The sequence below is a fragment of the Pleurocapsa sp. FMAR1 genome (genome assembly GCF_963665995.1).
In the GTDB taxonomy this organism is placed as follows: domain Bacteria; phylum Cyanobacteriota; class Cyanobacteriia; order Cyanobacteriales; family Xenococcaceae; genus Waterburya.
The window spans coordinates 3,698,780-3,719,214 of sequence record NZ_OY762512.1; the positions used below are offsets into that span (position 1 = coordinate 3,698,780).

Here is a 20,435-nt window from a genome sequence, read left to right on the forward strand (position 1 = left end):
ACTAACATTGTTGAATCAATTAACTATTGGAACACAAAATAGCGATCGCACTTTGGTAATTACGGATGCCTCTTGGGAGGAATACGAAAATCTAGAACTTCCTCATCATTTAGTCTCCTTTCGTAATCGAGTTATAACTATTGAACATTGACTAACGGTTTTAAGCCTACTTCCAAACCAATGATAAATGTTAAATGATCGATGCTAAATGAAATGACCGTAACGCCTGAAACAAAGAAAAAAGTTGTTCTGTTGAGAGAACAACTTCAAAAAGCGGGTTATGCCTATTACGTTTTGGATGAACCCATTATGGAGGATACAGTATATGACAAGCTGTATCGTCAGCTACAGGATTTAGAGGCAGAATATCCTGAATTAGTTACCGCTGATAGTCCTACGCAAAGGGTAGGGGACAAGCCAGCATCGCGGTTTACTGCCGTAAGACATAATATTCCTCTATATAGTTTAGAAAATGCCTTTAACTCGGCAGAATTGGCTAAATGGCAAACTCGCTGGCAAAAGCAGATTGAAAATATGCCTGAGTTTAACTATGTATGTGAGTTAAAAATAGACGGTAGCGCGATCGCTTTAACTTACGAAGACGGTATTTTAGTTAGGGGTGCAACTCGTGGAGATGGAGTTACGGGGGAAGAAGTTACTCAAAACATTAGAACTATTCGCACCATTCCCCTGAAGTTAAGTTTAAATAATCCTCCTGCAAAAGTAGAGGTAAGAGGAGAGGCATTTTTACCTTTAGATGTATTTGCAGCAATCAATCAAGCCAGAAGCAAGTCAGGAGAGGCTTTATTTGCTAATCCTCGTAACGCTGCTGCGGGTACACTGCGTCAGCTAGATTCTAAAATCGTTGCCCAACGTAAGCTAAATTTCTTTGCCTATACTTTGCATACTGATGGTACGCAGCAGAAAATTGATTCCCAGTGGGAATCTTTAGAGATACTACAGCAAATGGGTTTTTTGGTTAACCCTAATCGTAAACTGTGTGCATCTTTAGCAGAAGTAGAGGCATACTTTCAGGAGTGGGATACGGGCAGAAAAAACTTACCCTATCTGACTGATGGTGTAGTGGTAAAAGTAAACGACTATCAACTGCAACAACGGTTAGGGTTTACGCAAAAATTTCCTCGCTGGGCGATCGCTCTTAAATATCCTGCCGAGGAATCTCCCACCGTAGTCAAAGATATTATTGTCAACGTCGGTCGTACTGGGGCAGTAACGCCCATGGCTGTGATGCAGCCTGTGCAGCTAGCGGGAACAACGGTACAAAGAGCAACTCTACACAATAGCGATCGCGTTACGGAATTAGACATCCGCGTTGGTGATACGGTGATTGTTCGCAAAGCGGGAGAAATTATCCCCGAAGTTGTCCGTGTTCTCAAGGATTTACGCCCTGATGGTACCGTCCCTTATCAGATGCCAACTAGCTGCCCTGAATGTAATTCGGCTTTAGTTCGCCCCCAAGATGAAGCCGTTACTCGCTGCATCAATAGTTCTTGTCCAGCCATTCTCCGAGGCAGTATTATTCACTGGGCTTCCCGTAATGCTTTAGATATTCGCGGTTTAGGCGAAAGAATAGCCATACTACTGATAAAAAACAGTTTAGTACATTCTGTTGCCGATTTATACACTTTGACTGTAGAACAAATTGCCAGCTTGGAAAGAATGGGAACAAAATCAGCCGAGAATCTGATTCAGGCGATCGCTGAATCAAAAAATCAAGACTATGACAGAATTTTATATGGCTTGGGTATTCGTTACGTAGGCAGCGTTAACGCCAAGATCTTGACTGAAAACTTTCCCACCATTGAGGAGTTATCTCAGGCATCTTTTGAGTCAATCGAAGCAGTTTATGGTATTGGCGAGGAAATAGCCCAGTCAGTTTTTGAATGGGTAAGAATAGCGGACAATCGAACTTTAATTAAACAGTTACAAGCAGCAGGATTAAAGTTTGTTTCTAGTCAATCTACCTTAGATAGTGTCGCTCAATCTCAGCAAGTATTAGCAGGTAAAACTTTTGTGATCACAGGAACTTTACTTAGTTTAAAACGCAGTGAAGCTCAACAACTTATAGAACAAGCGGGAGGAAAAGTAACGGGTTCGATCAGCAAAAAAACTGACTATCTATTATTAGGAGAAGACGCTGGTTCTAAATTAGCTAAAGCCGAAAAACTAGGCATTCCTCAACTAAACGAAGCCCAACTATTAGAATTGCTCAACAACTAACAATATGCGTTTGACCCAAAACGACAGGAATCAGACTCAGCGGTATCCTTTCGAACTAACAATTAACAACTAACAACTAACTCTAATCAAACCACTCCACCTTATCTTTAATTGGTTGACGATGGCTTTTTGTGCAGGGATTATCGCTATATCCCAGATATAAATAACCCAGGCACTTATCTTTTTCTGCCAAACCCAGAAAACTTTTTAATTCTTCAGTGTAGGTAATACCGCCCGATCCCCAAAAGCTGCAAATTTCGTAGGCTGCTGCGGTTAATGCCATGTTTTGTACACTACAGGCAACAGCTTCTACCTCTTCGATCTCTGGTATTTTTTCTGTTGTTTGCCGTTGCATACAGATAACAATTACATGAGAAGACTTAAGCACGTTAGACTTCAGGCGATCGCATTTTTCGGGTTGAAATTTATCGGAGGGGGTAAGTTTTTGATATAGATCTGCTTGAAAATTAGCTAACTTTTGTAATCCAGAATCAGCAAATACTTTATATCTCCAGGGTTGAGTTAAGCCATGATTAGGAGCCCAATTGGCATTTTCTAGTATCTTCCAGATGATCTCATCTTTTATTTTTTGACCATTGAAAAGACGCGGTTTAGTAGAACGACGGGATCTTATTATTTGAGTTAGCTGTTCAGTAAACATAACCATAAGTAAAAAAGTAGCGCATTCTTTGTTAGTAAAACTTCTTAAATGTTATTTTTTTCTGGTAATTATACCTGGAGTAAAAAGAGATCTTACCTAAGTATTAAATATTTTCTAGCCCTGAATTTTAAATAATACTATTTGAGGTCATGGACAACCAAAACTTTAACTAAAGCTAAGTTTCCCATAATTTAACAGTAAAAGGGTGTCGAAAAATTAGATCGAGGTTAGATTGTATATTGTGTAATTCCACAGTTGTGACAGACAACATTAAGTTACTGCCGTCTAGTTGAATTAACATATTCTTAAATTTATCGCTCAGTAATCTCTCTCATACTTTATATATTAAATAGAGAGAGATAACAAAAAGTGAATTTGATTCGCGCCTAAGCTAAAAGCTAAAGACTATTACCTATGAAAGACACTTCCTCCAAAGATAATAAAAAACTGCTGCTCATAGATGATGACCCAAATTTAATTTTGCTGGTTAAAGATTATTTAGAATTTAGAGGATATAACGTAGACACAGCAGAAAATGGTAGAGAAGCTCTAGAAGTTCTAGATCAAAATGTTCCTGACATGATTATTTGTGATGTCATGATGCCAGAAATGGATGGTTACGCTTTAGTAAAACATATCCGTGAAGAACCAGTTACCAATCGAATTCCTGTATTGTTTCTTTCGGCTAAAGGTCAAAGTCAAGACCGAGTTAAAGGGTTAAATGAAGGTGCAGATGTATACATGGTCAAACCTTTTGAACCTGAAGAATTAGTCGCTCAGGTAGAATCTTCTCTGAGTCAGCTTAAACGTTGGGAGCAAGGTCGTCCTAAAGGTTTAGATGGTGTGCCTACTATTGTTGTGCCTCACAATGTAGAATTAACTCCTACAGAACTAAAAGTAGTACAGCTAGTAGCTAAGGGAATGGCAAATCGCGAAATTGCTCAACAGTTAAACGTCAGCCAGAGGACTATTGAGAGTCATGTATCAAATATGCTCAATAAAACTAGTCTTAACAATCGTACTGAACTGGCTCGCTGGGCAATTGAAAGCAGCATGGCATAAGGATTTGGGGTTAAAATTTACTAACCCCAAGAAAAACTTGCTCATGTACTAAATAGTCTGTTATTATATATTTCGATGTGCTGGCGTAGCTCAGTTGGTAGAGCAGCTGATTTGTAATCAGCCGGTCGCAGGTTCGAGTCCTGTTGCCAGCTTTGATAAAATAAGCGATGCAGCGACTTTATAGCCTATTAGAAGACCTCGAAAAACCCTCAAAAACCTCCAGAAACCTGTAAAATTTAGATCGAAATTAGATCGGATCTAGATTGATGACTGAAGGGAAAATAGAGCGGCTTCTCACGCAGGCTAACGATCGCTTGAGGCAATCGCATAGCGGAGTGGTCATTTTTAGAAGAGGTCAAAAGCTATCTCTCAGAGGAGTGTTGCCGCCAAAACCAGGAAAAGGCGATCGTCGCAGCCAACAAACTATCGCCCTCGGAGTTTACTTAAATTCGGCGGGAATCAAAATGGCGGAGATTAAGGCGCAGGAGTTAGCAGCGGATTTGGCTTTAGAGCGTTTTAGCTGGGACAAGTGGCTCAATTCGGAAGTAGAAGGCCCCACCCAAACAGTAAGTTACTGGCTAGATTTATTTGAAAAAGACTACTTCAATCGCCGCGAGCGCAATCCTTCTACATTAATCACTTGGAGGAATGAATACGAAGCGATGTTTCGCCGTTTGTCTCCAGGTGAACTTTTAAGCGACGACATTCTTAAAGAATTGGTTCTAACCACCGAACCCGATACCCGACAGCGAATCCGCGCTTGTATGGTGGCACAAGCTCTGGCTAATTTTGCCAAGATCGACATCGATCTAAAAAATTATCGGGGAAACTACAATTCGGCTAATTCCTTCAAAGCTATTCCCAGCGATCGCACTATTGTCGAGTGGTACCATAGTATTCCCAACTCCGAATGGCAGTATGCTTTTGGAATTATGGCGGCATACGGCATCAGCAATCACGAACTATTCTATGTTGATTTAAAAAGCCTTAGAAAAGCTCCAGGGCACCTAATCTCTAGCTACCGCAAAGCACATTACGGCGTTCGCAAAATCTGGTGTCTTTATCCCGAATGGTGGCAGGAGTGGGAGCTTTACAAACCAAGATCTCTTCCCAAAGTATCAGGTAAGGACAATCGCGATCTGGGCAGTAGGGTTACTCGCGCTTTCAAACGCTACGGTATTTGCAAACCTACTTGGATTCGTCATGCCTGGGCAATTCGTGCTATGGGATTTATGCCTAACCCTATGGCGTCAAGGATGATGGCGCACTCAAATCTGGTTCACAACCAAACCTACCAAAGGTGGATTAACGAAGAGCAGGAGAGGAAGATGTATGAGATACTAATGTCGAGGCGCGACCGACCATTACCACCTTCTGTGCATTGATATGTTCGATAGATATACATAGAATGAATGGTAGGAGGCGGATTTGAACCGCCGACATGAGGATTTTCAGTCCTCAAACAAATCCTTTTGTAGCAATATTTCTAGGGTTTACAAAACGCAATTACACCCAATTTACACCCAAAGTTCAAAAGCTGTTTAATATCAGGAGTTGCTGACATTAATTTGTATTCATTGATTATCAGTTCTTCTTAAAGAAAATTTATCTCACGATTACATTTGGTCAGAGTGAGTTTAATTAAAATTGAATTCTCGACTTTCACTACCCCAAAGTGTCGAATAAAGTCTTGTATCTCTTTCGTAATCTTAATTTTGCTTGTTGAAAATAATACTGTCTACCGATTTTCTACCATTTTATAGTTTAATTAAGTTTTTAGAAGCAGAAAAATTGTTTAGATCTAAATGTTCCAATTTCAAACTAATTTGATTTAACCTTCTGAAAAATCTTGGGACTCAAACCTAAGTGTATGGCAATTTTCTCTAATTGTGCGGATCACATTTTCTGGTATACCGCTTTCTACTTCAGCCTCTATTTCTAAAGTAACTTTTACTTTTGCGCCGACCAGACTAGTTAGATGTTGTAAGATTTCATCAGCTATTTGCGAAGCATCTCTGTTGATTCGTTCCGAATCTAATGCTACAGAGCCATAAAAACGTTTTTTAGGCTGTTGTGGTTCAACGATAATATTTGTTGAAGAATTAGATTTTAGCAAGCTACTGTTATTAGAGGAATGAGCATTAGTTTTATAATTATCTCTAGCACTTTGAACTGCATTGCCATTTCCAATATTTTTATTAGAAGTATACTCTGATTTTTGTCTTTCTTCTTCTTCAAATTTGAATTGGGCTAATGCTACTTCTGGTTTAACTAAAAAATCAGAACTGCTGAAATTGGGAACAATTGGCTGACCAGCTGTCAATCCTAAATATTTTCCTGTGGCTTCATCAAAACCATTGGCATAAGCAAAGTTTTCTTGCCAAGAACATAAATCTTTTCCCACTCCATCTGCGATCGCATCTAATAAAACCTGTTCGTTTTTGAGTCGCGGTAAATAGAGGTAATTAGTTAGATATTTCCAGAGGGTTTTAAGGTCGATATGATTGTCATTTTTCCAGACATAATCATTGAGAATTTCTAGGGTCAGACGAGCAGGAGCATAGGTAGTAATTAGGTGTTCTTCATGACCTAATTTACGACTAGCCTGTAGGATAGGGGAATCTTTGACTGAAAGACGATATTCTTCCCATTCAAGGTCGCCTGTAGGTTCTGGTTGATCTGGAACTAGTAACCATTGATAGGTATCTTGCAATGACATTTTAACTGTCTTATCTGCGTCTTTTAATTTCTTCTCAGCCTGATTTTTCTGTGAGCCATTAAGGTTAAGATTTTTTTTGCCTGAATCGGCGACTATTGATTCCCAGGCTAAATATTGATTTACCAATCTCACCAAGTTTTCTTGTTTACCTTGATCGGGGGCTAGGAAAACTAGAAGGTTTTTACAATAGCGAGGCGCAGTACCTTTAGTATCGAGTATTTGTTTGGCGGACTTTAGGGCATCACTATCTTTGGCCTTGCTGCTATGGGTTAGGTTAGGCTGGAGTAACACCAATCTAACTCCCATTGTTGATTCATCGGGGATATCAGAAGATGAATTAGGTGCAATGTGAACACCAGAAAAATCTCCCATCTCTCTATCTAGCTTGAGCCGTCTAATAATTTCATCCCAAGTTTGGTCTTCTCTATACTGGGTAGCGCGGTCAACAGCAGTACGGGTAACGTTGGGTTGAGTATCAATCCAGTATCTCTCACTACTATCGACATAAAGATAGGTCGCTTGGTTAGTCAGTCTGCGTAGAGCATCACCAAAGGTCGCAACGTTTTCTCCTGGTTGGGTGCAACCCAATTTAATTCGGCGGATATCTAAGCCTTTGTTGGCAGCTTTTTGTAGTGGTGCTGAACCCATATAAATAGTTCGAGTTACCCGACGGCAAGCAGAATAGCGTCCTAAATTAGAATGTTGACGGTCGAGATCGACAGGCAGAGAGTTAGTACCGTCTACATCTTTATCGATGATCGGTCGCCATTGGTCGTCTAGATAACGAGTTAATTCTGACTGTACTTGAGAATCAGCCATCGGTATATTGGCAGGAAGAATCATCAGATTTTTGTCGTTTTCTTGCCAGAGATAACTAATGACCTTAGCCATTAAGCGCAATACTCCACGAGTGCGTTGGAATTTGTCTAAACTAGACCAATCTTCGTATAGACGTTCAAATAGTTCGGGATGAATCGGATAGGCATCTGTAATTCTTCTTTCGTAATCTTTCTCACGACATTCTGCGGGGAATTCAGTTTTTTGGTCGCGATACATCTGACTAAATGCTCGAATTACAGTATCACGGGCAGTAAATAAACTAGGATCGATAATATCTTTGAATAGACGACGGCGGACAATATGAAAACTTTCTTCGGCGGAGGCAGGCTGCCAAGGAGACTCTACCCGACCAATAGCATTTTTGAGACGGTTCAAAGCTTCAAAACCTTTATCACCACCAATCTCAATATCTGAAGCGGGAATACTAACTACCAGTAAAGTTTTGTCAGCATTTTTAGCTGATTCACTTATGGTTTGAGCAAAGGTAAAGTGGGTATCAAAATCTCCAGCGGGAAGATCCTTTTCATAATGTAGTTGACGGGCATAAGCGACCCATTCATCAATGAGGATTAGACAAGGTGAATATCGGTTGAATAGGTCTTTGAGCTTATCACCAGGATTGGTAGAGTTTTCATCTGCCTCTGCTAGCATTTCATAGCCTTCTTTGCCCCCAAGTTGCCAAGCAATTTCTCCCCAGAGAGTTTTAACTACCGTGCCATCTTTTTTGCGATCGGGAGTACCAGGATCGATTTTATTTCCTACCAGAACAGCAGTGTTAACATCTTTGGGCGGATTATCAATTCCAGTTTCCGTGAAAATAGTTTCACATCCAGGTAAATCTTTGGCAGAAACTCCAAAACACAAATGGTACAGAGCTAACATGGCGTGGGTTTTACCACCACCAAAGTTAGTTTGTAGTTCAATTACGGGGTCGCCCCCTTTGCCACTGAGACGAATTAAAGCGTTAGCGAGTAAATCTTTAAGTCCTTCAGTAAGATAGGTGCGGTGAAAGAACTCTGTAGGATCGCGATATTCATCGGCGCAGTTTTTATCATCTAGATATACCTGCCATAAATCGGCTGCGAATTCGGCTTGTTGAAAGCGTCCAGAAGCTACATCATCGTGAGGGGTTACAATTTCTCGCCAGGGTTTTAAACCGCCTTGAGGATCGCTTTCAATTACCACATTAGTAGCCTTACGTTTTTCATGGCGGGCTTGTTCTTCAAAGCGCAGACGTAATAGTTCTTGTTTCTGTTTTTCAACCGTATCCGCTTGGGGTGCAGAAATGGAAGAGAGTAATCTAGCAGTACTATCTAAAGCGCGGTAGGCATCATCTGTAGAGAAATTTTTACCGTGCGCCCAATCGTTACGAACTGTTTTAAGTTCCCCAACCAAATTTCTTTCGGCGTGTCCTAAAGTTTTTTTGAAGACATTATGCCATTCACCAAAAAATACGTTAATTAGATCGGTTACATCCTGTTGTAAGCGTTCGGCAGTAGTGCGCTTGAGATTGCGGTCTTCATATAAATGACTGAGAGCATGGTTTTCCCAATGTTCGTTATAAGCAGAACGCATTTCCCTTTCTACGAAGGGGTATAAGCCTTCTTTTAATATGTCTAATGCTCTGCCTACTCTTTCTTTATTGGTAATAGCCATGTTGGGAAGCCTTAACGTTACTGGTGCTGTACCTTAGAGTTCCCAAAAATCAAACAAAAGTTAAATTACATCAATGAGATAATAAATAAATACCCAGATAGTTCGGACATCGATCGCAGTAAAACAATGAATCAAATTCACAAAGATACTTCTGCATCAAATAGCCAGGAGTTTGAACAGGCAATTAGCGCATTATCGAAGATAACTTCCCGTTCTCCAGAAGAGATTAAGCCACATTTAGAAAGGTTTTTATCAGAATTGAGTTCTAAACCTGACGTTAGCAAAAACCATTTCTTCGATTTGGCTACTGATGATGAATGGATGTCCGCGTTTCGCGACTGGTCGGAAAGCCATAAAGCCAAAAAGTTACCTGTATTGAGTGAAGCAGCAATGAGTAGAGAAAGTATGTATTCCGATCGCTGGTAATGTCCTACCTTTTAGATACTAATATTCTCCTCAGAACCATAGTAACCGACGATCCAAATTATCACATTACTATGGAAGCGATCGCATCTTTGAGAAGATCGGGAGAACGTTTATTTGTTGCTCCACAAAATTTGATTGAATTATGGAATGTAGCGACTCGTCCCGCAGCTAAAAATGGATTAGGGATTTCTCCTTTAGAAGCAGCAGCAGAAATAGCACGTTTAAAAGAGTTATTTATTTTGCTACCCGATACAGAGCAAATTTATCCTGAGTGGGAACGGTTGGTAAAAACTTATGAAGTCAAAGGAGTAAATGTTCACGATACTCGTTTGGTGGCATTCATGCTAGTTCATCGGCTGAGTCATATTCTTACTTTTAACGTTAAAGATTTTCGACGGTTCAGCACGGAAATCACTTCAGTTAGTCCAAAGGAGGTCGGATCGATAGATGAATCTGAATAATCGTGTCTTCTAGATCGTTAATCTTCGTCTTGAGGACAACAAGCTTGCATCAGTTGTTCATCTCTTTCTTCCCGCATTTGATGGATAATTTTAGTTACAGATGGTGATAGAGGTTTGCCTTGATTGCGATCGCTAATTATTTTTCCTCTTTTAATAATTCGGCTTCGCTGTTCTTCCCAACCTGACTGTGGTTTTAGCTTTTCTTCCAGTAATTTCTTTTCTTCTTCTGAAAGAGAATTAATAACTTGAACCAGAGATTCAACTAGCTTAGTATTCATTGTTTTGGAACATCGAGTTTACTTATTTATACTACTAATTCTCCCTGTACGACTGTTTCTAGCTGTTGTTCCATTGCAGCTAGACGAGATATTTCTGACCAGGAAGTCACTAAGCTGTTATAGGAAATTGCCTCCTGTGTCCAACCTTGGCGATCGCAAATTACATATAGGCGATAAGCTAAATCTCGACAGACTTCCCCTTTGTCTCCTAATTGAGCCAATAGTATTGCTGCACCAGTTTCTCCTTGTTTATCGAGGGTTTGAATTAGGTGTTGGGTAGCTTCCCAGTCGGGAGTGCGGTTATCTTTTGCTGGATTCCAGTTTTCGGGTAATTCTTCTCGTTGTAGCAGTCTGACTTTACCGTTTTTAGCTAGCAGAATTCCTGCTTCTTCTAAGCCTTTGATACTGGTATTTTTAGCTTTAGAAAGGGTTTCCGCATCGCCGTATTGTCCTTCTTCAAATTGATATTGTTCAAACCAAGTCAAAGCCCAACGGGTATCGGGGTCAAATTCTCCTTCCTGTTCGTTCAAGAATTCATCGATATAGGAGTTGATTATTTGTAAGGCGGTACGGACGCGCATGGGATTACCATCTGCTTCTAATACCTTGCTGTAGCGAGAGAAGACAGACATTCCCAATCCGATACTTGCTTGAGCCAAATCTACAGGAGCGATATTACCTTGTTGTAGGGTTGCTAAATCGGTGGGAAATTCTTTTTGGAGTTGTTTGAGGAATTGACGACGGGTAGCGGAAGGAGCATCATCTGGGCGGAGACGACAAATTAATACTATTGAAGAAGCTAGAGCATTAGAACCTTGACCTCTCATTCTATTGGCTAGTTCTGTACGCATTGGTAATGTACCAGTAATCGAAAAACCAGCCCTCATCAAACCTTCAAGCATGGTTTCCCAACCAGTTGAGGCTATATTTTGACTAGTACCGTTTTGTATTGCTTCACTTTCGGTTTGTTTAAAAGCGTAATAGACAGAAAAAGGGTAGCGATTGTGAGCCGTTTCTCTTACTTGAGTAAAAACCTTTTCTAATCCATCTTCAAAAAACTTTTGTGCCTTTTTGCGACTGCCATGACGATATTGATCTGCTACTAATTCTGCTTCTTTGGGAGTAGCCAATGTAGTAAAAAGTTCGGGATGAATTTTATTTAACGAACGTCGCATCCAAACATAGAAAAAGTCGGACAAATCTGAATAAGGAACAGCATCATAGTATGGTGGGTCTGTGGAGACTATTATTGGCTTTAAGTGATTACTAGAAATATTTGTCGCATCTGCCTGTCGAACTAATCCCTTAGAATTGCAGGATGCAATTTCAGTAACTTTGGCAATCCAATTAGTCGCTCCGTTAAAGTTACCAGAAGAATTACTAAATGGATTTGCTTCTACAAAATCCCAAACCATAGGAATTGATTGTCTGGTAAAAACATGGCTAACATTATCTCTGCTGTTATCCCAAGCTACAATATCAGCCCATTTATCGGCACATTTACTGTTAGCAAGTCCTAAATAAGTTGCTACGGTATCACTATAAGCCGTTGCGTTTGTTCCTCCTCCACTAAGCGATAAACCATCATTAGCTATTCCAGCAGCGATCGCATCTTGTTTGATTTTCTTTCTAACTTCACTAACTAAATTACTGAAAGTATTTAGAGCAACCAATTGCCGCTCGGTAAAAAGATCGCAATGTCTAATCATTCCATAACGAGGTGTCCCCATATACTGAGGATGGGTAGATAATTCTGTTTCAGGCTTCCATTCTGGCTTTGCTGAAGCAGCAATCTTCTCATGTTCGTCATTAGGAGGTAGATAAATTCTTCCTCTGTCGCCTTCAGCTACAATTGCCATCAATTGAGCATCCATTCGTCCTGCTTTTCCTTCGCTACGGATATAGTCGAGATTGTTAGGAGTAGCACAAGCAAGACATACAGTACCCTTGCGGCTAGTTGTTCCTTCAATTGGTTCACCTTCACCAGTTTTAACTTCAAACTTAATTACTGGCGGACTTTGACTGTTATCAATAATTGGTTCTACCCAAGCCTCTTTACCTTTTTTCTTAGAAAGCTGAAAAGAACGAACTAAAGGCATTTGACAACCACAAGCAGGATTGGGGCATTTAACCGTTCTCGCCCACAACCAAGCAATTACGGTAGCTTCTTCTGACCTCACCCTAGCCCTCTCCTGGGAGGAGAGGGAACAATTTTCAGGGGATGAGGACAAAGCACTCCGTATAGTATCTAATGCTGATAAAAGATCGTTTTCTACCTGTTTGGCTGTTAAACGAACAAAACGCAAACCCAATGATTCAAGTAAAACCTGACGCTGCCGATCTAATTCTTGCTGTTCTGGCAATTCGTGAACACTACCATCAACTTCTACAATTAAACCCTCAACATCACAATAAAAATCAACTACAAACTGACCAATAGGGTGCTGACGACGAAATTTTCTTCCTTCCAACTTACGATTTCTCAAAGCTTCCCAGAGAATAGCCTCACTTGCTGTTTGTTCTCTGCGTAACTTGCGAGCAATTTCCGTCATCTTTTTCTGCAACTCAGGGGAAACCTCACATTTTTTCTTCTCCCCCTCTCTTAATAGGAGAGGGGGCTGGGGGGTGAGGTAAACCTTCGGATAAAGATGACCGATACGTTTTTCAGCCTCATCTCGCATCCACTTACCGTAATAGCGCACATCTTCCGCTAGTCCCTGCGCTCCTCGCCATTGATTAATGTCTTTGGTTTTACGCGCTTCTGGATTGACTGGTGGTTTATCTTTAAACTTAGGGGGAATTTCTATCAAAGCTTTGGTAATCAATACAGCCACAGGGTTCAAATCGCTACCATGAGCCTCAATGCCCAATCTTTGAGCTTCCAAAGGTATCGAACCGCCACCACAGAAAGGATCGTAAACTGGTGGAGCGTATTCTTGTAAATAGTTTCTGACTGCTTCGGGTTCGGTAGGTGGTTCGTGATTATTATCCCATGCCAAACAACGAGCAATCTCTTTCTGTGCTGCTTCAATGATGGGCGAGATGCCCCTTTCATTGGTTTTAATATCATCCCAGGAAACCAAGCCTCGTACTACCTGCTTGGACTTTCCACTTTTTTCTTCTATCTCGATCTTCCCAATCAGATCATGTAGTCGCTGTCTTTCTACTTGTTGTTCCTCTTCGGTGGGGAACTTGTCTGGATGTGCTGAAGGATCGTCTACCAATGAAGCAAATAATACCGCCCGACAAGCTGCTAGAGGTCGTCTTGCCCACCACAAATGAAGCGTAGAAGGATGTCCGTGCCGAATCGATTTTTCCCTGGCTGACTCTTGGTTTATTGCCTCAAGAGGCATGGAAACTTCGATTAGTTTTTTGCGGTAGGTCATGAAGTTGGCAGATAGAACAACCAACTGTCCTAGCATTAAGATTGCTGAAAATGCCTCAGTTTATACTAGGAAGATACACTTTGGTAGCGCATTTGTATCTCACTAAAATCCTCATAAAAACACATTCAGGTGACACAGGTTGTGCTGCCTAATTTTCAGACATAGCAATGGGTTCAAAAGGATTATCATAGCCAATAACTGTTCCCCTTAATGGATGAGAATCAGAGATAGTTTTTAATGAACTACATTCCAAAATAATTATTTCTACTTCATCACCTTTTTTGAAAGGCAAGTTTTGTAGTTATAGCTTACCGTTTTCAGTAAGAGCAGTTTTAATACGATGTGCGTTCATTTTTCTGACCATAGATAATTTAATTAATTTTCGCTCTCCAAATTAAATAATTGCTGAAGCGATTTTTGGACGCGATCGCGATCGCCTGTTGCTAATTTACCAATCTTTTTGATTACTAAAGCATCATCTAAGGTGAATAATTTCATTCTGACAATCGATTTGGCTTTTAGTCCTGCACTTTTTAAATCTGAAATCGGCACATCTAAAGCCCAGGGAGAATGAGAAGCCGTAGTAATCATTGCCATGACACTTTTCTTTATTGATTTATTAAATGCCGTAGCATCGGAAATCACTAAAGCAGGACGTTTTTTAGTAGCCGTACCGTCTGTAAAAGGAAAAGGTACAACTACTACATAGTATTGTTTATAAGTCACGATAAGCTTTCTCATCAGCCTCAGACGACCATTCACCCAGAGTAGCGGACACTGACTCTAGGTATTCCCAATCTAGAGGAGATAGTTTTTTCAGAACTACCTTGTCATCTTCTATTTCAAAGATAATGCGATCGCCTTGTTCGATTTCTAGTTTTTTTCTTACTGCTTGTGGAATAGTCGCTTGATACTTTTGAGTTAGTTTAGAGGTTAATTTGCTTTTTGCGATCGACATATAAACGTTCGTTTACTAAAATATCTATATTTAGTTATACCGTAATACCGTATTACTTAAAAACCAAATTGAGAACTATCACTAAGGAAGGGGAGAAGCAAAAATGAGCAATACTTTAACACCAGCTAGGGCAATATCACCAAAACGCATTTTACAACGAGAATTAGATGCTCGTGCTTGGACACAAAAAGATTTAGCCGAAATGACCAATCGTCCAGCACAAACAATTAACGAAATTATCAAAGGAACAAAACAAATTACTCCAGAGACAGCTAGAGAATTATCGGCAGCGTTGGAAACTACTGTGGAATTTTGGATTAATTTGGAAACTAATTATCGTTTAAATCTTGCAAAGAACGTTAACAGACTCTAAAACTACAGTAAATGATTGACTCCTGCTATCATTTTAGAGAAAGATAACAGAATTTGTATTTAGATAGACAAAGCTAGTATTGGAGCGAAAGAGCATGGCGACTAGAAAAAAATCTCGTTTAATTAAAGGGAGTCTAGCAGCAACTCTTCAAGCCTCTCAAGCTGTCGATGGTCTACAAGCAGCCAAGCTACAAAATGGCAACGATTCTAACTTTTGCTATTTCAGCAATGTTGAAGAAAATTGGAATGAGCTTGTAGAGCAAGAAAAATTAGGTAAAAAACTTGCTTCAAGATGTTAAGCCAATAAAAACTTAGAATTATTCTCAAAGAGAGATTTAAGGCAGTTTACTTAATAGTCGGCTGCCTAATTTATTAGCAAGGTTTTTGACTTCGTTCTTTTAATTCTTTCAAATTATAATTAACGCTCGTCACGCCAAAATCAGGCTCTTTTTGAAATGGTTGTCGGAGATAATAAACGTTAGAAGCATCTCCTTCAGTAAATTCTTCAGAAGACGAAACTTCCACCACTGCCAGAATATAGTTTTCAGGTTTATTCAAAGCAGTAATAATTTCATTCTTGGTAACTGTAACTGTCTCTGCACCTTCAATCCTGCCCTTGACCTCGATAAATCTCAACGCTTCTGTTTCGGAAATGCGTGACTCAATATCGTAACCACATTTAAGGCTGCTTACATCTTTAGGTTCATAACCTAGTTTTTTCTCTGCTGCTATAACTGCATTCATAGCAAACATTTCTACCCGTTTGGTTTCTTTAGCAAACATTTGAGCTTTAGGTTGGCTTTTACCCTGTAGTTTGTGTAGCAAGCCCATTGGTATAACTAATGCTCCTCCTACTACCACAGGAGGTAAGGGAGATAAGCGTCTTTCTTGGTTTAATTCATAGATACGTCGGGCTAATCTAGCTTGTAGTTCATCTGCTCTGACTCTAGCTTTAGCCGAGTTGATTTTAGCGTTGGTTTTACCCGCTTCTTCCTGATATTTTAATTCGGCTGCACGATAATCCCAGTAGTTTATTTCCTTAGTAAGTCTATCTTTTACTGCTACTAAAGTTTTATCAATTAGTTCTTCTTTGTGCTGCTTGACCTCTTGTAGATGTTGGGGAACTATCTGGGAAATGGCATATTTGGTTGCTTCGGCTTCAATATCGGTTGGTAGATTAGATTCTTCTAAGAAGGTTTCTATAACTGTTTGTTCGTCTTCAAGTAAAGGTCGATAGTCGAGATAGGGAGCATAACCAGCATTACGAATGGTTGTTTCTTTATCGTCAGTCGAGGACATTAAATCGTCCAAGATAATTTCTACATACTGCATTCGGCGAGAAACAATCCTTCGTTTCCCCGATAGATCGGTTTTAGCATCTTGGATTGAATGCTGGAGCGTAATTAAGATTCTTACTTCTTCACTGGGGTCATTTTCATCTATTAAAATACTTCCCCGCTTCAGCACATCCCGATGACGCTCTGAGACTAGATCGATGGTGGCATCTAATAAAGGATGACCAGGACAGATAAAGGCAGCTAAAGGTTTACCTAGAACACTAATTAACTCCTTATCAAAACAAATCCGTTCGTAGCAGGTTAAAATCGGCTCTCTCGTGCCAATTTGACGACCGCGATTGCGAATAATGGCAGGAACGTTAGTAATTTGATAGCGTTTGGGTTCTCTTTGACGAATTACTCCTCCTAAATGTTGGAAGGCTTCAATAAAGAAAGAGCCGATAAAATGGGGTTGCAGCTTTCTAGCTTCGGCTCGTTCTATCTCCTCGCGAATACGCTGAATTTTGGTAATATCCATCGCATTCCTTGCTAAAACCTTTTCGGAAAGCAGGTCTTGAAGGCGATCGCGATTTAAACGATTAGTGACTATTTGTTCTAGTTTGGCTCTAGTTTCTGGTAAATCTCCATAGCGAATGGCTTCAATTAGTAATTGTCGTAACTCCACACCATCAATCGCTTGACCTAGAACATCAAACACTTTACCTCCCAATGCTTTTTGTTCTACTTCTAGTTTCTTGAGTAGCTTGAGATATACGTCCCCTTCCCTAGTTTCTGCTGCTAGAAGATTCCAGAGGTGACAGACTTCGGTTTGTCCGATACGATGAATCCGTCCAAACCTTTGCTCTAAGCGGTTGGGATTCCAGGGGAGGTCATAATTGACCATCAGGTGCGCCCGTTGTAGGTTAATCCCTTCCCCCGCAGCATCGGTGGCAATTAACACCTGAATGTCTGGGTCTTGAGTAAAGGCTTCTTGTGCTTTACGCCGTTCTTCTCTCCCCGAACCGCCACTGATGGTAACTACTGTTTCTTGTTTGCCAATCAAATTACGAATGCGAGCGGCTAAATAGTTGAGAGTGTCACGATGTTCGGTAAAGATAACCAGTTTGCGCCGATGTCCCCTAACATCGAATAATTCGGCTTCATTTTGCAGGATGCGACTCAGTTCTTCCCACTTACGATCCATGCCACTAAGCTTGACCTGTAGGGCTATTTTTTCTAGTTTTTGTAGTAATTCTATTTCTACCTTGAGTTCTGCTATGGTTCGCGCAGCAGTGGCTCGGTCAACTAATTCTTCCTCAGTAGTTTCTCGTTCATCATTGAATAGGTCATCTTCAAAGTCTGACCAATCTTCTTCTTTGACTCCTGGTAAGTTTTGCCAGTCTAACTCTACTTCTTGTCCTCTCTTGACTAATTCTTCTTCTTTGAGCCGTTTTTGCAGTCTTTCGTGCCTTCTCTTCAAAGATTGATAAATAGCTTCGGGAGAAGAGGCTAATCGACGTTGGAGAATAGTTAGGGCAAATCCTACCGTGCCTTTTCTACCATTGTTACTCAAGGCATCGGCGCGGTTAAATTCTTCCCGCACATATTCGGTGACTGCTGAATATAACTTCGCTTCTAAATCTGACAGATGATACTCGACGGTATAAGCTCGGCGTTCGGGGAATAGAGGTTTGCCATCGAACTTGAGCAAGTCCTCTTTTACCAATCTCCGCATCAGGTCAGAGGTATCTACGGTATGTACTCCATCGCGGAATTTACCCTCAAAGCGCGCCATCCAGTAATGCCATAAATAGCTGGAAGTCGGCTTCTTTGCCATTGTGAGGCGTAGCAGTTAGCAACAGAAAATGGCGAGTCAAACTGGATAACAGTTTGCCTAACTTGTAGCGTTTGGTTTCTCTCCTTTCACCACCATAAAAAGAAGCAGACATCTTATGTGCTTCATCACAAACAATGACATCCCAATCAGTCTGTTGTAGTTTTGCTTGGAGGTCTTCATTACGACTCAGTTTATCCAAACGAGCAATACACAAAGGCATCTCAGTAAAAGCATTTCCGCTACGGGCTGCTTCAATGCGATCGTTCGTGAGAATATCAAAAGGTAGATGAAATCGTCGATCTAGTTCATCTTGCCATTGGGTAGCCAGAGAACCTGGACAGACAATCAGACAGCGATTTAAGTCTCCCCGAATGCGTAATTCAGAAATTAGCAGTCCTGTCATAATAGTTTTTCCCGCCCCAGGATCGTCTGCTAGTAAGAAGCGCAGTGGTTGTCGGGGTAACATATCGCCGTAAACTGCTGTAATTTGGTGCGGCAAAGGCTCGACTAAAGAAGTATGCACCGCCAGCATGGGGTCAAAAAGATGAGCTAACTGAATGCGGTGAGCTTCGCTGACTAAACGTAATAATCTGCCATCGCCATTAAAACTCCAAGGCAAAGATGAAGTGACAATTTCTAGTTCATGCTCGCGATCGCGGTAGATTAATTCACTATCAATACTGCCATTAGCTTCTTTATAAATTAGTTCAATAACATCTGAACCATACCATTTTGCCTCAATGACAGTAATCAATTGATTTGGCAATACTCCATTGACCGTTGCGCCTTTAGTTAAATCCTCTAACCTCATTTCTTGACTACCACATACTCTAAATCTTTTCTAAATTAGCCCATTATTTCTAAAATTGAATGGCAGTAGTGACGAAGTGTGACTCTATTGCAAATTGATTTTAATCAGTTTTGAACAAACAAATATACTAAGCCAAATCCCAGTAAACTTGTTATTAAAACAATCCAAGCAAGCATTACCGTTTGATGGGCATACCTTCTTGCTGTTTCCGTTTCCACCACCAATTGATTCTGCTTCTTCAACAACACCGAAGCCGAGTTAACCAAGCCAGTTGAAACAATCTGTAGATTCCGATGCTCTATAGTCAATCCTTCTAATACCTCAACCAGCTTTGTATTTAGTTTCTGCTGATTAGACTGAACGCTCTGTAACTGGCTCTCCAATTTCTCCTGCATCCAATTAGATATATTAACTACCTGAGTTGCATAAGCTTCTGCAAACTCCTCCAACTCTTTTTTTGCCTTAACTATCTTCTCTCCTGAAGCACCTAGCACCTCAACAGCAGCAATATTCTGAGCCACACATAAATAAAAATCAAACAGCTCATTATCAACAAAATACTGATTGTCATTTAGCCATCGATATACTCGCTGTCTAATCCTTGACTCTTCATTCTTGAGCCGTTCATCTATCAATTCTCGTAGCTCATTCTGCTGCTGAGATAAAGTTGGCTTCTTCAAATAACTCACTGATTCACCTTTAAACTTTCAACATTAAAACCAGCACCTTCCAAGACAGAATATACTCGTCGCATATATCCTCTCAATCCTGCCAACTGAGCCGTACTAAACTCCGAATGTCTTCTGGCTTCAGTAAAACTAAGAGCATTCTTATACACCGTCGTCGCTGTATCAAACCTCAACTTTGGCAAGTCAACCACCTTCAACTGATATTCAGCGATTAACTGGGGAGTAATAAATTGGTCAAAGCTGTCCCAGTCTTCGCACCTACCCAAATTCCTCACCAATATATGAGTCGCATTATCCTTAACAAACTCTAAGGTTCTCAAAAACCCTTCATAACATTCCGTCGAATCATCCAGCACATACCAATTCTGAATCTCTACATTTAAGTCCCTTGAAGCCTCTAAAATATCGCTAGCCGTTAGCCAATAATTAAACGCCTCTTCCACATTCCCAGGCAAATCTACCAACACTAATTTCTCTAAAGCCAAATCCAAAATGCGGTCTGGTATCTTCAGATTTTTATCTAATTCACTAAAGCGAGTTGGTAGGGCAAACTGCGGATAGGCTTTCAAAAAACTCTCCTGTCTATCGGCATCAACCGCATAGAAATCCAGTTCTGATTCCAAACAGTAAGCAGCCTTTAATTTAGAGAGTAGTGTTTTGCCTACACCACCTTTCTTACAGTTAGATATTTGAATACCAGGACGAGTCGGAATGATTGTAGTTGTCGATTCTGTCTTGTCTATTTTGACCTTGACCATGAT

Annotated in this window: 17 protein-coding genes, 1 tRNA gene and 1 pseudogene; 9 read left to right on the forward strand and 10 right to left on the reverse strand. The window is 40.5% G+C overall.

The genetic code is table 11. From position 1 onward, the window contains the following. Positions 1-10: 10 nt before the first annotated feature. Together SLP02_RS18045 and ligA are read left to right on the forward strand one after the other, a co-directional pair. Positions 11-151, forward strand: coding sequence for a hypothetical protein (locus SLP02_RS18045; RefSeq protein WP_319422121.1), 141 nt, complete (start codon positions 11-13; stop codon positions 149-151). Between the two features lie 62 nt (positions 152-213). Continuing rightward, positions 214-2,241, forward strand: coding sequence for an NAD-dependent DNA ligase LigA (ligA, locus tag SLP02_RS18050; RefSeq protein ID WP_413467397.1), 2,028 nt, complete (start codon positions 214-216; stop codon positions 2,239-2,241). An 82-nt stretch (positions 2,242-2,323) separates the two neighbouring features. Here the strand turns inward: ligA and SLP02_RS18055 are convergent, their stop codons facing one another. Then, positions 2,324-2,908: a nitroreductase family protein gene (locus tag SLP02_RS18055; protein ID WP_319422123.1), complete on the reverse strand. Its 585-nt coding sequence runs from the start codon at positions 2,906-2,908 to the stop codon at positions 2,324-2,326. 408 nt (positions 2,909-3,316) lie between these two features. Between SLP02_RS18055 and SLP02_RS18060 the strand changes: the two genes are divergently transcribed. From SLP02_RS18060 to SLP02_RS18070, 3 genes are all read left to right on the forward strand, one after another. Then, entirely contained in the window at positions 3,317-3,964 is a 648-nt protein-coding gene (locus tag SLP02_RS18060) for a response regulator transcription factor (protein WP_319422124.1), read from the forward strand. Positions 3,965-4,043: 79 nt separating this feature from the next. Next, a tRNA-Thr gene (locus SLP02_RS18065) sits at positions 4,044-4,116 on the forward strand. 114 nt (positions 4,117-4,230) lie between these two features. After that, a complete protein-coding gene (locus SLP02_RS18070) occupies positions 4,231-5,349 on the forward strand; it encodes a hypothetical protein (protein WP_319422125.1) in 1,119 nt (372 codons plus the stop codon). Positions 5,350-5,795: 446 nt separating this feature from the next. Here the strand turns inward: SLP02_RS18070 and SLP02_RS18075 are convergent, their stop codons facing one another. Continuing rightward, a complete protein-coding gene (locus SLP02_RS18075; protein WP_319422126.1) occupies positions 5,796-9,179 on the reverse strand; it encodes a Swt1 family HEPN domain-containing protein in 3,384 nt (1,127 codons plus the stop codon). Between the two features lie 126 nt (positions 9,180-9,305). Here SLP02_RS18075 and SLP02_RS18080 point away from each other — a divergent pair, with 126 nt between their 5' ends. Together SLP02_RS18080 and SLP02_RS18085 are read left to right on the forward strand one after the other, a co-directional pair. Next, on the forward strand, positions 9,306-9,605 hold the full coding sequence (locus tag SLP02_RS18080) for a hypothetical protein (protein ID WP_319422127.1): 300 nt from the start codon (positions 9,306-9,308) through the stop codon (positions 9,603-9,605). Then, the gene (locus tag SLP02_RS18085; protein ID WP_319422128.1) at positions 9,605-10,066 is read left to right on the forward strand and encodes a type II toxin-antitoxin system VapC family toxin; all 462 of its coding nucleotides are present in this window, start codon (positions 9,605-9,607) and stop codon (positions 10,064-10,066) included. Before SLP02_RS18080 ends, SLP02_RS18085 begins: the two co-directional genes overlap by 1 nt. Before the next feature lie 17 nt (positions 10,067-10,083). Here the strand turns inward: SLP02_RS18085 and SLP02_RS18090 are convergent, their stop codons facing one another. The 5 genes from SLP02_RS18090 to SLP02_RS18110 all read right to left on the reverse strand — a co-directional run bounded on the left by SLP02_RS18090 (position 10,084) and on the right by SLP02_RS18110 (position 14,688). Beyond that, positions 10,084-10,344, reverse strand: a complete 261-nt coding sequence (locus tag SLP02_RS18090; RefSeq protein WP_319422129.1) for a hypothetical protein — start codon at positions 10,342-10,344, stop codon at positions 10,084-10,086. 26 nt (positions 10,345-10,370) lie between these two features. Next, positions 10,371-13,730 carry a DUF1156 domain-containing protein gene (locus SLP02_RS18095; protein WP_413467398.1) on the reverse strand — a complete coding sequence of 1,120 codons (3,360 nt, stop codon included), beginning with the start codon at positions 13,728-13,730 and terminating at the stop codon, positions 10,371-10,373. Between the two features lie 148 nt (positions 13,731-13,878). Further along, on the reverse strand, positions 13,879-14,022 hold the full coding sequence (locus SLP02_RS18100; protein WP_319422131.1) for a hypothetical protein: 144 nt from the start codon (positions 14,020-14,022) through the stop codon (positions 13,879-13,881). An 83-nt stretch (positions 14,023-14,105) separates the two neighbouring features. Further along, positions 14,106-14,456: a type II toxin-antitoxin system PemK/MazF family toxin gene (locus SLP02_RS18105; RefSeq protein ID WP_319422132.1), complete on the reverse strand. Its 351-nt coding sequence runs from the start codon at positions 14,454-14,456 to the stop codon at positions 14,106-14,108. After that, complete coding sequence (locus SLP02_RS18110) at positions 14,446-14,688, reverse strand: AbrB/MazE/SpoVT family DNA-binding domain-containing protein (protein WP_319422133.1); 243 nt, start codon at positions 14,686-14,688, stop codon at positions 14,446-14,448. Before SLP02_RS18110 ends, SLP02_RS18105 begins: the two co-directional genes overlap by 11 nt. Positions 14,689-14,791: 103 nt before the next feature. On the opposite strand from SLP02_RS18110, the gene SLP02_RS18115 reads away from it, so the two are divergent. Continuing rightward, positions 14,792-15,061, forward strand: coding sequence for a helix-turn-helix transcriptional regulator (locus SLP02_RS18115; RefSeq protein WP_319422134.1), 270 nt, complete (start codon positions 14,792-14,794; stop codon positions 15,059-15,061). Positions 15,062-15,155: 94 nt separating this feature from the next. Further along, positions 15,156-15,359 (forward strand): hypothetical protein, encoded by a 204-nt coding sequence (locus SLP02_RS18120; protein ID WP_319422135.1) that lies wholly within the window; start codon positions 15,156-15,158, stop codon positions 15,357-15,359. A gap of 73 nt (positions 15,360-15,432) precedes the next feature. On the opposite strand, the pseudogene SLP02_RS18125 reads toward SLP02_RS18120, so the two are convergent. From SLP02_RS18125 to SLP02_RS18140, 3 genes and pseudogenes are all read right to left on the reverse strand, one after another. Continuing rightward, positions 15,433-18,985: pseudogene (locus tag SLP02_RS18125) on the reverse strand (protein NO VEIN domain-containing protein). Positions 18,986-19,089: 104 nt separating this feature from the next. Continuing rightward, on the reverse strand, positions 19,090-19,674 hold the full coding sequence (locus SLP02_RS18135) for a hypothetical protein (protein WP_319422138.1): 585 nt from the start codon (positions 19,672-19,674) through the stop codon (positions 19,090-19,092). Next, positions 19,671-20,432 (reverse strand): P-loop NTPase family protein, encoded by a 762-nt coding sequence (locus SLP02_RS18140; RefSeq protein ID WP_319422139.1) that lies wholly within the window; start codon positions 20,430-20,432, stop codon positions 19,671-19,673. The genes SLP02_RS18135 and SLP02_RS18140 overlap by 4 nt, the downstream gene beginning before the upstream one ends. Between the last annotated feature and the right edge of the window lie 3 nt (positions 20,433-20,435).

What these genes read in the sequence shown, in the direction of transcription:
- ligA (WP_413467397.1), top strand. Translation starts at nt 214, where the DNA reads ATGACCGTAACGCCTGAAACAAAGAAAAAAGTTGTTCTGTTGAGAGAA.
- SLP02_RS18055 (WP_319422123.1), bottom strand. Translation starts at nt 2,908, where the DNA reads ATGGTTATGTTTACTGAACAGCTAACTCAAATAATAAGATCCCGTCGT.
- SLP02_RS18060 (WP_319422124.1), top strand. Translation starts at nt 3,317, where the DNA reads ATGAAAGACACTTCCTCCAAAGATAATAAAAAACTGCTGCTCATAGAT.
- SLP02_RS18070 (WP_319422125.1), top strand. Translation starts at nt 4,231, where the DNA reads ATGACTGAAGGGAAAATAGAGCGGCTTCTCACGCAGGCTAACGATCGC.
- SLP02_RS18075 (WP_319422126.1), bottom strand. Translation starts at nt 9,179, where the DNA reads ATGGCTATTACCAATAAAGAAAGAGTAGGCAGAGCATTAGACATATTA.
- SLP02_RS18080 (WP_319422127.1), top strand. Translation starts at nt 9,306, where the DNA reads ATGAATCAAATTCACAAAGATACTTCTGCATCAAATAGCCAGGAGTTT.
- SLP02_RS18085 (WP_319422128.1), top strand. Translation starts at nt 9,605, where the DNA reads ATGTCCTACCTTTTAGATACTAATATTCTCCTCAGAACCATAGTAACC.
- SLP02_RS18090 (WP_319422129.1), bottom strand. Translation starts at nt 10,344, where the DNA reads ATGAATACTAAGCTAGTTGAATCTCTGGTTCAAGTTATTAATTCTCTT.
- SLP02_RS18095 (WP_413467398.1), bottom strand. Translation starts at nt 13,730, where the DNA reads ATGACCTACCGCAAAAAACTAATCGAAGTTTCCATGCCTCTTGAGGCA.
- SLP02_RS18110 (WP_319422133.1), bottom strand. Translation starts at nt 14,688, where the DNA reads ATGTCGATCGCAAAAAGCAAATTAACCTCTAAACTAACTCAAAAGTAT.
- SLP02_RS18115 (WP_319422134.1), top strand. Translation starts at nt 14,792, where the DNA reads ATGAGCAATACTTTAACACCAGCTAGGGCAATATCACCAAAACGCATT.
- SLP02_RS18120 (WP_319422135.1), top strand. Translation starts at nt 15,156, where the DNA reads ATGGCGACTAGAAAAAAATCTCGTTTAATTAAAGGGAGTCTAGCAGCA.
- SLP02_RS18140 (WP_319422139.1), bottom strand. Translation starts at nt 20,432, where the DNA reads ATGGTCAAGGTCAAAATAGACAAGACAGAATCGACAACTACAATCATT.